We start from the raw sequence: 13,575 nt of genomic DNA, 5'->3' as shown, positions 1-13,575 counted from the left end.
GGAACGAAAACTTAAAATAAAGGAAATGCTCACATCACTTCTAATAATTTGATTACACCATAAACATTTATTCATGACTTTTTAATTTCATCCCTCTGCGATTCATAGCCTTAATCTCATTTTGGGCGCTAGTAATTCGTCTTGAAAAACTTCCCACAAAAAAATCAACGTTACCGGTCGGTCTGGTCTTTTTTCGGCCCACTCTTCCTGCCATCTGAACTAATGACGACGTAGAAAAGACCTTATCGTCGGCCCCCAGTACCATTACATCAATATCCGGAAAAGTCACTCCTCGTTCTAAGATGGTCGTAGTCACTAAAAATAACACTTGCTGGTTACGCATGGCTTGAACCTTTTCCATTCGTTTCTTGTCCGCCGAATAAACACATTCCCATACCTTTGAACTATGGATTTGTTTACTTAAGATCCGATCAACCACCGGTAAATCTTTGATCTTAGGAACAAACAATAAAAATCTTCTTCCAATTGCAACGTTACGCTGACACATTTTAATTAATTGATGGGGTAACCTTCCCTTTGATAATTGCATCCGCCATTTTCTTGACAAGTGAACTTTAATCACAGGCAATAAATGACCATGAAACCGAATCGGTAAATAACTCATATCTCCATTTCCACGCGTGATTTGGGTTCTCAGTCGTTTACTTGGAGTGGCACTTAACATGATTCTTTGTCCCGTAGTCTTTAAGGCATGCTTTACGGCAAACTCCAGGTTAACGTTGTTAACGAATGGAAACGCATCAACTTCATCAATAATCAACAAATCAAAAGCATGAAAGAAACGCATGAGTTGGTGGGTCGTACAGACAGTCAGTTGACAATAATGGTACTTGTCTTTACTTTTACCATGCAATAAAACCATATCAAGGTTAGAAAAAGCCGCTTTAAGACGCGGATAAAGTTCCGAACACACGTCCACTCTGGGAGAAGCAATGGCAATTCGAAATTTACGTTTAATTGCCCATGTTAATACCGGAAAAAGCATCTCGGTCTTACCAGCCCCAGTAACCGCCCACAGTAGATGATCACGGTGATGTTTTACTGATTCAATCATCCTTAACGCACAGTCTTTTTGATTTACAGTTAGCGTCCCATCCCAAGTCAAAACATTACTTGGAACCACAAAACGATTTGTTTCTAGGACACTAACCAGTTTCATCGACGAATCAATTCGTCCCATTTCGATGCAATTGGAGCAGTAAAAAATATGATTGGGAAGTTCACATTTTGATTTTTCACAATTGAATCCACATCGGTTACAATGAATAGTAGTTTGATTAACCGTTACCGCTAATTCAAAATTAAGAAGTGAATTACTTAAAAGCATCGGGTCAATCAAAGTGCTTGGCGTAAGTCTTCCCATTAGTTCTTTTTGATCTTTGATCATTAACTATCCGCCTCCACTTTTAAATACGAAGAACAGGAATAATTTAATGCAAAATTCTTTTTTAACCATTAAACAAGCTGGTAAAAATGAAATTATTATCAAAAAATCAAAGTTTATTGCTTCCGTATCTCGTGTCACGGACGAAGCGAGTGCTCAAGCATTCATCGCCAGTATCAAAAGCCAAAATAAAAAAGCCAACCACAATTGTTTTGCCTATGTTATTGGCCCAAATGATGATGTCCAGCGAGAAAGTGACAACGGCGAACCTAGTGGGACTGCTGGAGTTCCAATCCTAGATGCCATTAAAAACATGGAGCTTCATGACACAGCCATTGTAGTAACAAGGTACTTTGGTGGAATCAAACTAGGTGCTGGTGGTCTCATTCGAGCATATAGTAACTCGGCATCGGATGTTATTGAAAGCGCTGGGATCAGCAAAATGACGCTTAAAACTGCGCTTACTATCTCAGTATCCTATAAGTTAAATGATAAGCTCCAATATTTTCTTAAACAAAATAATTTACCAATTACTAACGTTGAATATGGCACTAGTGTTCGAGTAAGTACCGCCATTTCAAATCATGTGATTGATAATTTCAAAACAAAAATCAACAATTTGCTTGCAGGAGACGTTCAATTCAAGATTGGTAAGGAAGCCTATTTTGAGAGTCCAATTTAGTCTAAAAAGAGTAGTTCAACTTCAATGAACTACTCTTTTTTGTTTGGTTTGGTTTTATGTTTTGCCTTGGTTTTAGTGATTTCGGTTTCGTGATTAGCCTTACTGGTTGTTCCAGTCACAACGCGTTTAATCAAATTAAGCAAGGGTTGCCGGTTCTTTCCGACTAATCCAATGGCTTCCACAAAAAGCTCAATCCCAATCAAAGTGGCAACCGTCAACAACACTGATCCCCAGAAACTGGACAACGGATAGAGTAAAGAGATGAAAGCAAAAATGAGCGCAATTCCATAAATTACTAAAACGGTTTGCCGGTGGGTCAAACCAATCTGCATCAACCGATGATGTAAATGGTGCTTATCAGCGTGAGAGATGGGCTGTTTGTTCAAAATCCGCCGTAAAATTGCATAAGCGGTGTCCGAGATTGGGACTCCCAAAATCACAACGGGAATAATGACCGATATGAAGGTGGCGTTTTTAAGACCTTGTAAGGAAAAGACCGAGATCATAAAGCCAATTAATAGGGATCCGGTATCACCTAGATAGATTCGAGCTGGGAAAAAATTATACGGTAAAAAACCCAAACAGGAAGCGGCAAAGGTGAAAATCATGATTGATACGTAAACGTTACCGACGTTTAAAAAGAATAACCCGATGATTCCCATGGTAGTCAGAGCAATAATGGCAATCCCCGTCGCTAGTCCATCCAGTCCATCGATTAAATTAATTGAGTTCGTAATCCCCAGAATCCATATCCAGGTAATTGGTAGACTTAACCATCCCAGACTAACATCACCAAAGAATGGGAGCGTAATGGAGCTCATCTGAATGCCCGCAAAAATGTACACCCATAGTGCTGCTAGTGAGATCCCAATCACCTTTTGTCGTGGCTTCAATTCAAAAATATCATCAATGACCCCCGTCATAATGATAATAATTTCTCCGCCCAGAATTCCCCACAACTTACTAGATGGAATTTGGTTTCGCAAAAAAACGCAAGTCGTAATGGTATAAGCAATAAAAATTGCCAGACCACCCAACGTTGGCATTGGAATTTTATTTACACGTCTTTTATTCGGTTTATCAATGGCGCCAATTTTGAATGCTAAAATTCTGATAAAAGGGGTTAAAACCGCCGACATTATCATCGTTGCAAACAAATAGACGAATATTTCAAATTTCAATTAAGTATGGCCTTCCACGATTAAGTTTATATTCAATTATACAAACGGAAAATAACAAACACAAGCTTCCCTTTATTTAATTTAGTGATAATTAAATCTAATGATAACAATTAAAATTTTGGTTTGTTTTTTAGTTCATTTCATATATTATATTAAATATAGAAATAGCTAAATCAATCACATACTTTTGAAAGGAGTCAAACATGCAAAATAAAGAAGAAAAATCTCAAAAAGATGCTCCATTGTTAACTCAACTCGGTATCTTTGGGGTCATTTTATTCGTCTCAAGTCTAATCTCAGCACTCTTTCCAGCCAACTTTCCAGTTCCAACCCCAGTAATTGGGTTGGTGATATTATATTTGTTATTGATCTTTAAAGTCATTAAACCAGAACAGGTCGAAAAGGTCGGATCATTTTTTATTGGAATCCTAGGATTCCTTTTTGTCCCTTCTGGAATTCAATTAGCGGCCTCTCTCGACATTATGAAACATTCTGGCGTCAAACTAGTGATTATGATCATTATTTCGACAGTCGTCATGTTGGTGTCGGTGGCTTTAGTTGCTACTTTTTTGATATGGACCCGCAATAAAATTTTTGGCAAAAAACAAGACATCGATAAGGAGTAACCAAATATGCAAACGGAACTATTAAAATTTTTAGGCAATCCAATGTTTGGAATTGCTCTATCATTGGTGGTCTATCTGATTGGATCATTTCTATTTAAAAAATTTAACGGCTTTTTTCTTTTTCAACCATTATTTGTTGGGATGGTGCTCGGAATTTTTGTTCTCTGGTTAATGAGCAAAGCAACGGGGATTAACATTACCTGGATTTACACCAACTTGTATAAGCCAGGTGGTGATATTATTTTTTGGTTCCTCTTCCCTACCACGATTGCTTTCGCAGTCCCACTCTTCAAGCGAAACGACATCGTGAAAAAGTACTGGTTTGAAATTTTGTTATCACTAATAATCGGTTTAACCATTTCGGTAATCATCATGTACTTTGTCTCCAAGTTAATTGGATTAAACAAGTCGGAAATTGCTTCCATGCTTCCGCAGGCTGCCACTACCGCAGTTGCAATGCCAATCGCCCAAGGCATTAACGGTGTGCCAGCAATTACCGCTATGGCATGTATTTTAAACGCTGTTATTATTTACGCACTTGGCGACTGGATCATTAAAATATTCAGATTGAAGAACCCCATCGGAATTGGATTGGGGCTTGGAACGGCAGGACACACCCTTGGATCAGCTAAAGCCCTTGAACTTGGTGAAGTTCAGGGCTCCATGGCTGCGATTGCGGTGGTCATTATTTCGGTGGTCGTTGATATCATCGTCCCACTATTTGCTCATATTGTGCACCTTTAAATCCAAATCAAAAAAGCTAGGCTATGTTTAACATAGCCTAGCTTTTTGTTCTATTATTCACTTAAATGATAGTTATACGTCGATACAATGATGTCCTGACGTGAATTCAAGGCACTTCTTAATCGAACAGCAGTCTGATTATGAAGGACTTGTTGCCAGTAGTGTTTTGGTACAAACTGAGGAACCAGAACCGTCGTAGTATAATTACGATCCTCATCCTGTTTCGCAATAACATCACAGAAACGAAGCACTGGATCGACAACCGAACGATACGAAGTATGAATATCGACAAATCGAATGTCTGGATACTCTTCCTTAAACTTCGTTGAAATTTTCTCTTCTTTTTGCGGATTATCGGCAAACGAAACGTGCATGGCAATGACATTGTCACCAATCGATCTCGCATAGTTAATTGCTTGTCTAGTAACTTGGGTAACATTTCCCACTAACACGATTACCGTTGAACCAGCATAGGTATGATTCTCATAATTCGGATCAGTTGAAATACGAAGTTGCTCAGCAATTCGCTGATAGTGAAGATGAATTTTGTAAAACATCAAAAGGAGCAACGGCATGATAATGAGATATGGCCAAACGTTTGCAAAATGAAGTGCAAACAGGAAGAAGACTAACATCACTGAGATGAACGCTCCAATAAAATTAATGACAGCCTTCACCGGCCACAAGCCATCTTTATTTCTGAACCAGTGAACAATCATTCCAGATTGAGACAACGTAAATGGAACAAACACACCAACAGCATAGAGTGGAATTAAGAGATTAGTTTTACCTTTAAAGAGGACAATTAAAACAATCGCACCTAAAGCTAACGAAATAATTCCATTTGAATAACCTAGTCGGTCACCCTTATCCAGGTAGGCATGTGGCAAATATTTATCTTTAGCCATGTTGTAGGCCAAAATTGGAAAGGCAGAGAAACCAGTGTTAGCAGCAACAGCTAAAATCAAGGCAGTTGCAAGCTGAAGTAAGTAGTACATGATTCCGTGACCAAAGACATTGGTACCAATCTGTGATAAGACGGTATCTTTAGCGTTAGGAATAACTCCCATGTAGTAACTTAGAAAGGTAATCCCAGCAAAGAAGATTCCTAAAATAATGGCCATGATACCTAATGTATTGGCAGCGTTCTTTCGTTTTGGTTGTTTAAAGTTTGGAACCGCATTACTAATGGCTTCAACTCCAGTTAACGATGCTGAACCAGATGAGAATGCCTTAAAGAATAATACCAAGGTCATTCCCTTAACTGAGGTATTCAGTGGAGCATACGCATGATAAGTAATTTTATTAGTTAAAATATTATAAGCACCAACAATGATTAAAATGATAATCATCACAATAAATAGATACACTGGAATAACCAGGAATGAAGCTGAATCATGCATTCCACGAAGATTCAAAATCATGATAAATATTACAATTAAGATTGCAATCGGAACCTGATAATTATATAGCGCAGGGATGGCAGAAGTAATCGCTTCAGTCCCAGAAGTCGTTGAAACGGCAACCGTTAACATATAATCAACTAATAGGGACCCACCAGCAACTAAACCAGCAGTGTCACCCCAATTGGTTCGGGCAACAACGTAGGCACCTCCACCAGATGGATAAGCATAAATAATCTGTCGATAAGATAATGTGATTGCGGCTAACAGAACCAACACTAGTAGTGCGACCCACATTTGATACATTAATGCCGCGGTCGATAAGGTAATCAAAACGGCAGTAATCTGTTCAGTACCATAAGCAACTGATGATAAGGCATCAGATGATAGCAATGCTAAACCTTTGAACTTAGTGAGAGATTGACCAGAGCCTTCCGTTGTCTTAAGCGGACGTCCAATAATTAATCTTTTTAAATACCGCCACATTTAATCCATACTCCTTTAATATGTCATATTTAACCTAGTAAAACCGTAATTTTAAAGTCAAATGCAATTGTACTACATTAAACTAGATAATTCATCATAATTGGAAATAAAAAAGAGTCCATTCGGACTCTTTTTTATTAAAACTTAAATTACATCATTCCACCCATTCCAGGTTGTTGTGGAGCAGCTGGTTGATCATTATCATTTTTTGGTTGTTCGGCAACAACAGCTTCAGTAGTTAATAGAAGAGCTGAAACAGATGCAGCGTTTTGAAGTGCTGAACGGCTTACCTTAGTTGGGTCAACGACACCAGCTTTGATCATGTCTTCGTACTTGCCAGTCAATGCATTGTAACCAATGCCTGGTTTTTCGTCTTTCAAATGATCAACAATAACTGAACCGTCAATCCCAGCATTTTCAGCAATTTGTCTTACTGGTGCTTCTAGGGCTTTAACAACAATGTTAATTCCAGTTGCTTCATCACCTTCAGCAGGGATTTTATCAACGTCATTCAAGATGTTGATAAAGGCTGTACCACCGCCGGGAACAAATCCCTCTTCAACAGCGGCTCTAGTAGCATTCAAAGCATCTTCAATTCGGTACTTACGTTCTTTAAGTTCAGTTTCAGTGGCTGCACCAACTTTGATAACAGCAACTCCACCAGCCAACTTAGCTAAACGTTCCTTCAACTTATCACGGTCAAAGTCAGAATCAGTGGCATCAATTTGTTGTTTGATTTCATCAATTCGTTTGTCGATAGCTTCTTTGCTACCCTTACCTTCAACGATAGTTGTGCTGTCTTTAGTAACGTTAACCTTATTAGCTTGACCTAATTGATCAATGGTAGTGTCTTTTAGATCTAATCCAAGATCAGAAGTAATTACAGTACCACCAGTCAACGTAGCAATGTCTTGGAGTTGTTCTTTACGACGATCACCAAAGCCAGGAGCCTTAACAGCTACAACATTAAAGGTTCCACGCATCTTGTTCAAAACTAAGGTTGGAAGAGCTTCTCCACCAATATCATCAGCAATGATCAAGAGTGAACGACCTTGTTGTACGACTGATTGAAGTAATGGCAAAATGTCTTGGATATTAGTGATTTTCTTGTCAGTAATTAAAATGTAGGGATTATCTAGGTTAGCTTCCATTTTTTCTTGGTCGGTAACCATGTATTGTGACATGTATCCACGATCAAATTCCATACCCTCAACAACGTCTAAACTAGTGTCAACACCACGTGATTCTTCAATCGTAATAACACCATCATTACCAACTTTTTCCATTGCATCGGCAATCAAATTACCAACCTTTTCGTTAGCTGATGAGATTGAAGCAATTTGAGCGATATCTTCCTTGCTAGTTACTTGGTGACTCATCTTGTGAAGACTATCAACGGCTGTTCTAGTAGCTTTTTCAATTCCTTGACGAACTCCAACGGGATTAGCACCGGCAGTAACGTTCTTCATACCCTCTTTAACAATTGCTTGGGCAAGAACAGTAGCGGTAGTAGTACCATCACCGGCAACGTCATTCGTTTTAGAAGCAACTTCAGATACTAACTTAGCACCCATATTTTCAAAGTGATCTGGAAGATCAATTGCTTTAGCAATGGTAACACCATCATTTGTGATTGTTGGATCTCCAGCTTTTTCTTCTAGAACAACGTTACGTCCCTTTGGACCCATAGTTGTTTTTACAGTGTCAGCTAACTTGTCAACACCATTTAACATCGAATTTCTAGCATTTTCAGAAAACTTAATTTCTTTAGCCATTATTATCACCTCATATTAATTAATTTATTTTTATTATTTAACGATTGCAAGTAAATCTTTTTCGTGCATTACAAGGTATGGAGTACCATCATATTCAACCTTTGTCCCTGCATACTTATCAAACATGACCATGTCGTCTTCTTTAACAGAAGGGGCAACTTTTTGTCCGTTATCAAGAACTCGACCCTCGCCTACAGCGACAACTTTACCCATCTGTGGTTTTTCTTTAGCGTTATTTGCTAAAACAATTCCACCGACGTTTTTTTCTTCTGGTTCTTGCACTTCGACAATTACGCGATCTCCTAATGGTTCTAACACGTTAATCCCTCCAATAAATATCTTTATTAAATTTTAGCACTTGCACTTATCAAGTGCTAACTTACATTCTTAATATATTATTTTTTCACAACTAATGCAAGAACTTTGCCCGATAAAAATAAAAAAGCATCCAAAATTGGATGCTTAATCTTTATCATAATGATCAATAAAATAGATCAATGTTTGCAGTTCATTAGTCAAATCAACATTATGAACTCTAATTTCCTTTGGAACCGATAATCGGACTGATGTGAAGTTTAAAATTCCTTTTACACCCGCTTTGGCAACTTGATCAGCAACTTGTTGAGCAACTTTACCAGGAACTGTGAGAATCACAACACTGATTTGTTGATCTTTAAGCTGTTTTACCAATTGATCCATTGGGTAAATTGGAACCCCACCTTGAATGGTATTAACATTTTTAGGATTAACGTCAAAAGCAGCGGAAATTCTAATATTACTATCCATGTGGAAGTTAAAATTCAAAAGGGCATGACCCAAGTTACCAACACCAATCAATGCTACATTGGTTAATTGATCTTGGTTCAAGATCTTCTTGAAAAATTCTAGTAAACTGTCTACGTCATATCCATAACCTCGCTTACCAAGGGCACCAAAATATGAAAAGTCACGACGAATTGTAGCAGAATCCACTTGAATTGCGTCGGCCAATTCATTTGATGATATTCGTTTCTTTCCACCGTCATGTAAAATATTTAAATAACGATAGTAAAGCGGCAATCGTTTCGCGGTTGCACGTGGAATTTTTGTCTCAGCCATTTTCAAATCTCCTATTATTATTGTCGAGATTAATAAGTCACAAAATTAATTCTAACATAAAGAAATTGTTTGTGAAATAATATAAAAATGAAATCAGCTGAAAAGCCCTACAGGGCAGGATAAATTAATTTAATAATTTGTTGTTAACGATTTATTTTTCATTTTGAGCCCACTCAAATTCTAATCCTGGATCAGCATTTAGTGAAGCTTTTCCTTTTTCCTGATGGTGCTGCATTGCCGCTGCAGCAGCTCCTATCATAGCTGCATTATCTCCACACAACTTAAGCGGAGCCTTGACAAATTCCACATTTTCCTTACTGGCAATCGCATCTAGTCGATTTCTAATGCCCTTATTCGCGGCAACTCCGCCAGCTAAAATAAACTCTTTTACAGGATAATTTTCAAGCGCACTTTGTGATTTTTTTGCCAAAACGTCCACTACGGCAGCTTCAAAACTAGCAGCTAAATCGTTCTTATTTAGAGTCTTTCCAATCTGATCGGCATGGTGAACGGTATTGATAAAAGCACTTTTAAGTCCACTAAAACTAAAATCATAATTACCATCTGATTCCATCGCGCGTGGAAAATTAAAAGTATCCCTTCCCTTTTGAGCCATTTTGTCAACAGTTGGACCAGCTGGATAATTAATTCCTAAAACTCTCCCAATTTTGTCAAACGCTTCACCTGCGGCATCGTCTCTAGTCTCACCGATGATTTCAAACCTACCTTCTGCAGGCATAAAAACAAGCTCCGTATGACCACCAGATACCACAAGTGCCATTGCCGGAAACTCAATTGGCTTAATAAAGTTAGTAGCATAAATATGTCCTGCAATGTGATTAATTGGAATGAGGGGTAGATGATGAGCCCAAGCTACCACTTTGGCAGCGGTGACTCCAATCAAAAGTGCCCCAACCAATCCTGGGCCATAGGTCACAGCTACCGCCGTTAAATCATCGTATGTGACGTTTGCACGTTTCAAAGCATCATTTATACAAATGGTAATCTCTTCAATATGATGACGACTAGCCACTTCTGGTACCACACCACCAAATCGCTGATGACTTTTAATCTGAGTTGCAACGACGTTTGATAAAATTTCTTTACCATCCTTGATAACAGCAACACTTGTTTCATCACAACTACTCTCAAACGCCAAGATCACACTATTATCTTGCATTAATCCTCACCCGTCTCTAACTATCTTCCAAAATTATTTGGTGCCACTTTTTGCTTGGATAAATCCAGTTTCATTACCACAGCATCTTCACCATCATTATAGTAATCTGGATCAATTCCAACCTGAACAAACCCAAGATCCCGATTCAAATCTTGAGCTTTAATATTTCCCAATCGAATTTCGATTGAAACACTTTTAAGTCTCATCAGTCGTGCTCTTCTGATAACCATGGTAAGCAAAAAATATCCCAATCCGCGATTTTGGAATTTGGGTAACACCGCAATATTTTCAACGTGACAATTCTTACTATCACGAGAAATCGAACAACCGACAAAAGCAATCAATTCGTCGGCTTTCCTAATTACCAAGTATAAACTGTTTTTGTGCTTTTTTAGATCATTTAGGAAACGTTCTCGATCCCAAGCTGCCTTTTTGTCGTAAACCTCTTCTTCAACATTCACAATGTCAGGGATGTCAGTAATAGAACCCTTGCCAAAATAGTAATCGACTCCATTCACATCAACAATGTGATTTTTAATCTGAAGTCCACGCTGAATCTTGGCTTCTTCCTTTTTTTTAACGTTCTTTTTTAACCATGCCTCAATTTTCTTCAACATAAGACTCGTTTTCCCTCCCCGGGTTTAACTTTTGCCAGTCTGCTTGTGCTTTGGTTAAACGAAGATAATTGGGATTAAAATTGTTAACATCAGCAACTGGTTCTTGCTTTTCCCCATAGATACCAATTTTAGCTGCCTGTGGCAGGTTATCAATTCCAGTCATATATTTGAAATCTTTCCCGAAATGTTGTTTTAAGCGCTCGGAAAAATGAGCAACATCACTTCCAACGAATACGATGGGCTCATCAAACTTGTCCAGTTCGGTCATCCACTTATCAAAATTAACGTGTTGATCTTTAATTACCGACTCGGGACCACGATCGGAAGTACGGTACAGACCAGTAAACAAATTATCGTTTCTACCATCAAATAATGGCACTACCAACTGGTCGTGTTTTTGCACGTTTAAAACAAGCGCCATGAGACTTGAAATGCCAACCAAATCAATATTCAATGTATCGGCCAAAACTTTTCCAACCGTGGTGGCAATTCTAATCCCAGTGTATGAACCAGGACCATTACTTACGACGACCCGATCCAGATCTTGTGGAGTTAAATTGGCATAATTAACCAACTCTTCAACCACCGGCATTAAGTATTCAGCATGTTTTCTATGCGTTGTCATCGTGGTTGTTGCTAGCACCTGTTCGTCTTTTAAAACTGCCACAGTTAATGGTTGATTAGAGGTATCAACTGCTAAAACGTGCATATTATTTGCTTCCTTCTTTATTCAGCTTCTCCCATTTAATTTCGGCAATCGATTTAGTATCATCATTGACCGAAATATCGTGGATCGATCGAATTTGATCACCGGTCTTAATGAGTTTGCTTCGACTTACGACCGGATCACCATATGTAACTTCATCTTCATACTTAATACTTACTTGCTTTGGAACGTGAGTTGCCAAAAAATCATAGGATAAATCATCAACCATCCATCCAATGTATTTGGCATTATTGACATGAGAATTCCAATCAATGTCAGTAAAACGAACATGATACTCAGTCTTCATAAGATTTTGTTCATCATGAATTTGAGGAATCTTTCTTAACCGTTGAATCCTTCTTACTCGATCACAATGATAGGGAGTAATCATATCTTCCTCTAATCGAACCATTTTTCTGGATTTAATGTCCATCATGACCCACAAACTGCCAACATGAACTAATTCATTCCCGTTAACGTCTCTAACCCAGAATTCACGGTACGCAAAGTACTTAGTGTATGAAGTTCCCCTCGTTTGAACCTGAATTTTTTCATGAACTTTAGGAAGACGCGTAATATCCATGTCGGTTTGAACAACAACCCAAGTTACGCCATGTTCAATCACATGTCTGGTACTTACACCGAGTGCTTTTGCTTGGTCCTGTGAAATCATAATGATCACGTCAATTAACATTGAAAGAGTAATGTTACCCAGTAAATTGGTTTCATAGTACTCAACTACATGGTCTTCAGAAAAAATATCTCCAGTCATCTTAATTCCTCTTATCTTATTCTATGTGGTGGTATTGATTATAAACATCCTGACGGACTAACCCATTTTGCTTAGCGACTTGCTTAATCGCGCCATTGGGCTTTTCACCGTTACTAATTAATTGATCAACCTGCTCGTAAACCGATAATTGAGCTTCATTTTGCTTCTCTTCATGAAGTTTAAACCCGTCTGGATTCCCAGAAACTAGAATGACAAACTCTCCTCTAATCTCATTTTGTTTGGACCATTCCACTAAATCGTCAAGACCACCACGAACGTATTCTTCAAACTTTTTAGTGAGCTCTCTTGCAAGCACTGCCTGCCGATTGCCAAAAACCTTTTGCATGTTTAAGAGCGTCTTTTTAAGTCGATGAGGAGCTTCATAAAAAATCAAGGTCGGATATTCTTGTGCTAAAATCTTTAGTTCATCAACCTGCTCTTTGGGTTTCCGTTTTAAAAATCCATAAAACAAAAACGGTTGAGGTTTAAGTCCTGAAGCAATTAAACTAGTAAGGCCAGCGTTTGGTCCCGGAATGCTTATCACGGAAATATCATGTTCAATGCATTGCTTTACTAACTCACGTCCAGGATCACTAATTGAAGGCATCCCTGCATCACTGACTTGTGCAATTGAAATCCCATTGATTAATTTTTCAACTAATTCAGGTGCTCGTTGTTCAGTATTATGCTCATGAAAACTAATTTGTTTGGTCGTAATATCAAAATGATTTAAAAGTTTCTGGGTATTCCTCGTATCTTCAGCAGCAATCAAATCAACATCTTTTAAAATATTGATGGCTCTAATCGTCATATCATCAAGATTACCAATTGGTGTAGGAACCAGATATAAACTGCCCTTGTTATGATCTGCAAAACTTTTTTGAACTGATAAATCCAATG

The 13,575-nt window shown here is 38.2% G+C and carries 14 protein-coding genes; 3 read left to right on the top strand and 11 right to left on the bottom strand.

All coding sequences use genetic code 11. The annotated features are described in order from the left end of the window. Positions 1–67 precede the first annotated feature (67 nt). Positions 68–1,408, bottom strand: coding sequence for an ATP-dependent helicase ComFA (locus AC6UD8_RS06770; RefSeq protein WP_500699855.1), 1,341 nt, complete (start codon positions 1,406–1,408; stop codon positions 68–70). Between the two features lie 46 nt (positions 1,409–1,454). Here AC6UD8_RS06770 and AC6UD8_RS06765 point away from each other — a divergent pair, with 46 nt between their 5' ends. Beyond that, positions 1,455–2,087 (top strand): YigZ family protein, encoded by a 633-nt coding sequence (locus AC6UD8_RS06765; protein ID WP_500699856.1) that lies wholly within the window; start codon positions 1,455–1,457, stop codon positions 2,085–2,087. A 29-nt stretch (positions 2,088–2,116) separates the two neighbouring features. Here AC6UD8_RS06765 and AC6UD8_RS06760 read toward each other — a convergent pair whose 3' ends face one another. Then, positions 2,117–3,268, bottom strand: coding sequence for a glycosyltransferase family 4 protein (locus AC6UD8_RS06760; RefSeq protein WP_500696813.1), 1,152 nt, complete (start codon positions 3,266–3,268; stop codon positions 2,117–2,119). Between the two features lie 203 nt (positions 3,269–3,471). On the opposite strand from AC6UD8_RS06760, the gene AC6UD8_RS06755 reads away from it, so the two are divergent. Both AC6UD8_RS06755 and lrgB read left to right on the top strand, forming a co-directional pair. Further along, positions 3,472–3,894, top strand: coding sequence for a CidA/LrgA family protein (locus tag AC6UD8_RS06755; RefSeq protein ID WP_500699857.1), 423 nt, complete (start codon positions 3,472–3,474; stop codon positions 3,892–3,894). Positions 3,895–3,900: 6 nt separating this feature from the next. Next, complete coding sequence (lrgB, locus tag AC6UD8_RS06750) at positions 3,901–4,638, top strand: antiholin-like protein LrgB (RefSeq protein ID WP_500696128.1); 738 nt, start codon at positions 3,901–3,903, stop codon at positions 4,636–4,638. Positions 4,639–4,691: 53 nt separating this feature from the next. Here the strand turns inward: lrgB and kimA are convergent, their stop codons facing one another. The 9 genes from kimA to rsmI all read right to left on the bottom strand — a co-directional run bounded on the left by kimA (position 4,692) and on the right by rsmI (position 13,573). Next, positions 4,692–6,527, bottom strand: a complete 1,836-nt coding sequence (gene kimA, locus AC6UD8_RS06745) for a potassium transporter KimA (RefSeq protein WP_500696129.1) — start codon at positions 6,525–6,527, stop codon at positions 4,692–4,694. A gap of 149 nt (positions 6,528–6,676) precedes the next feature. Continuing rightward, complete coding sequence (gene groL / locus AC6UD8_RS06740; protein ID WP_500699858.1) at positions 6,677–8,302, bottom strand: chaperonin GroEL; 1,626 nt, start codon at positions 8,300–8,302, stop codon at positions 6,677–6,679. A gap of 33 nt (positions 8,303–8,335) precedes the next feature. Next, positions 8,336–8,620 carry a co-chaperone GroES gene (gene groES, locus AC6UD8_RS06735; protein WP_500694454.1) on the bottom strand — a complete coding sequence of 95 codons (285 nt, stop codon included), beginning with the start codon at positions 8,618–8,620 and terminating at the stop codon, positions 8,336–8,338. A gap of 144 nt (positions 8,621–8,764) precedes the next feature. Then, positions 8,765–9,400, bottom strand: coding sequence for a redox-sensing transcriptional repressor Rex (locus tag AC6UD8_RS06730; RefSeq protein WP_010021811.1), 636 nt, complete (start codon positions 9,398–9,400; stop codon positions 8,765–8,767). 151 nt (positions 9,401–9,551) lie between these two features. After that, positions 9,552–10,580, bottom strand: a complete 1,029-nt coding sequence (gene tsaD / locus AC6UD8_RS06725) for a tRNA (adenosine(37)-N6)-threonylcarbamoyltransferase complex transferase subunit TsaD (RefSeq protein WP_500699859.1) — start codon at positions 10,578–10,580, stop codon at positions 9,552–9,554. Between the two features lie 20 nt (positions 10,581–10,600). Then, a complete protein-coding gene (rimI, locus tag AC6UD8_RS06720; RefSeq protein WP_500696132.1) occupies positions 10,601–11,197 on the bottom strand; it encodes a ribosomal protein S18-alanine N-acetyltransferase in 597 nt (198 codons plus the stop codon). After that, positions 11,181–11,906, bottom strand: a complete 726-nt coding sequence (gene tsaB, locus AC6UD8_RS06715) for a tRNA (adenosine(37)-N6)-threonylcarbamoyltransferase complex dimerization subunit type 1 TsaB (RefSeq protein ID WP_500699860.1) — start codon at positions 11,904–11,906, stop codon at positions 11,181–11,183. Before tsaB ends, rimI begins: the two co-directional genes overlap by 17 nt. Before the next feature lies 1 nt (position 11,907). Then, positions 11,908–12,675 carry an acyl-[acyl-carrier-protein] thioesterase gene (locus AC6UD8_RS06710; RefSeq protein ID WP_500699861.1) on the bottom strand — a complete coding sequence of 256 codons (768 nt, stop codon included), beginning with the start codon at positions 12,673–12,675 and terminating at the stop codon, positions 11,908–11,910. A gap of 16 nt (positions 12,676–12,691) precedes the next feature. Then, positions 12,692–13,573, bottom strand: coding sequence for a 16S rRNA (cytidine(1402)-2'-O)-methyltransferase (gene rsmI / locus AC6UD8_RS06705; RefSeq protein ID WP_500694459.1), 882 nt, complete (start codon positions 13,571–13,573; stop codon positions 12,692–12,694). Positions 13,574–13,575 lie beyond the last annotated feature (2 nt).

This window comes from Fructilactobacillus sp. X1R3C1 (assembly GCF_059901545.1).
The sequence above is the reverse complement of the archived record's forward strand: the minus strand, read 5'-3'. Positions and strand labels throughout refer to the sequence as shown.

Excerpts from the sequence above, each read along its gene's own strand:
- AC6UD8_RS06770 (WP_500699855.1), bottom strand. The coding sequence starts at position 1,408 with ATGATCAAAGATCAAAAAGAACTAATGGGAAGACTTACGCCAAGCACT.
- AC6UD8_RS06765 (WP_500699856.1), top strand. The coding sequence starts at position 1,455 with ATGCAAAATTCTTTTTTAACCATTAAACAAGCTGGTAAAAATGAAATT.
- AC6UD8_RS06755 (WP_500699857.1), top strand. The coding sequence starts at position 3,472 with ATGCAAAATAAAGAAGAAAAATCTCAAAAAGATGCTCCATTGTTAACT.
- lrgB (WP_500696128.1), top strand. The coding sequence starts at position 3,901 with ATGCAAACGGAACTATTAAAATTTTTAGGCAATCCAATGTTTGGAATT.
- kimA (WP_500696129.1), bottom strand. The coding sequence starts at position 6,527 with ATGTGGCGGTATTTAAAAAGATTAATTATTGGACGTCCGCTTAAGACA.
- groL (WP_500699858.1), bottom strand. The coding sequence starts at position 8,302 with ATGGCTAAAGAAATTAAGTTTTCTGAAAATGCTAGAAATTCGATGTTA.
- AC6UD8_RS06730 (WP_010021811.1), bottom strand. The coding sequence starts at position 9,400 with ATGGCTGAGACAAAAATTCCACGTGCAACCGCGAAACGATTGCCGCTT.
- tsaD (WP_500699859.1), bottom strand. The coding sequence starts at position 10,580 with ATGCAAGATAATAGTGTGATCTTGGCGTTTGAGAGTAGTTGTGATGAA.
- rimI (WP_500696132.1), bottom strand. The coding sequence starts at position 11,197 with ATGTTGAAGAAAATTGAGGCATGGTTAAAAAAGAACGTTAAAAAAAAG.
- tsaB (WP_500699860.1), bottom strand. The coding sequence starts at position 11,906 with ATGCACGTTTTAGCAGTTGATACCTCTAATCAACCATTAACTGTGGCA.
- AC6UD8_RS06710 (WP_500699861.1), bottom strand. The coding sequence starts at position 12,675 with ATGACTGGAGATATTTTTTCTGAAGACCATGTAGTTGAGTACTATGAA.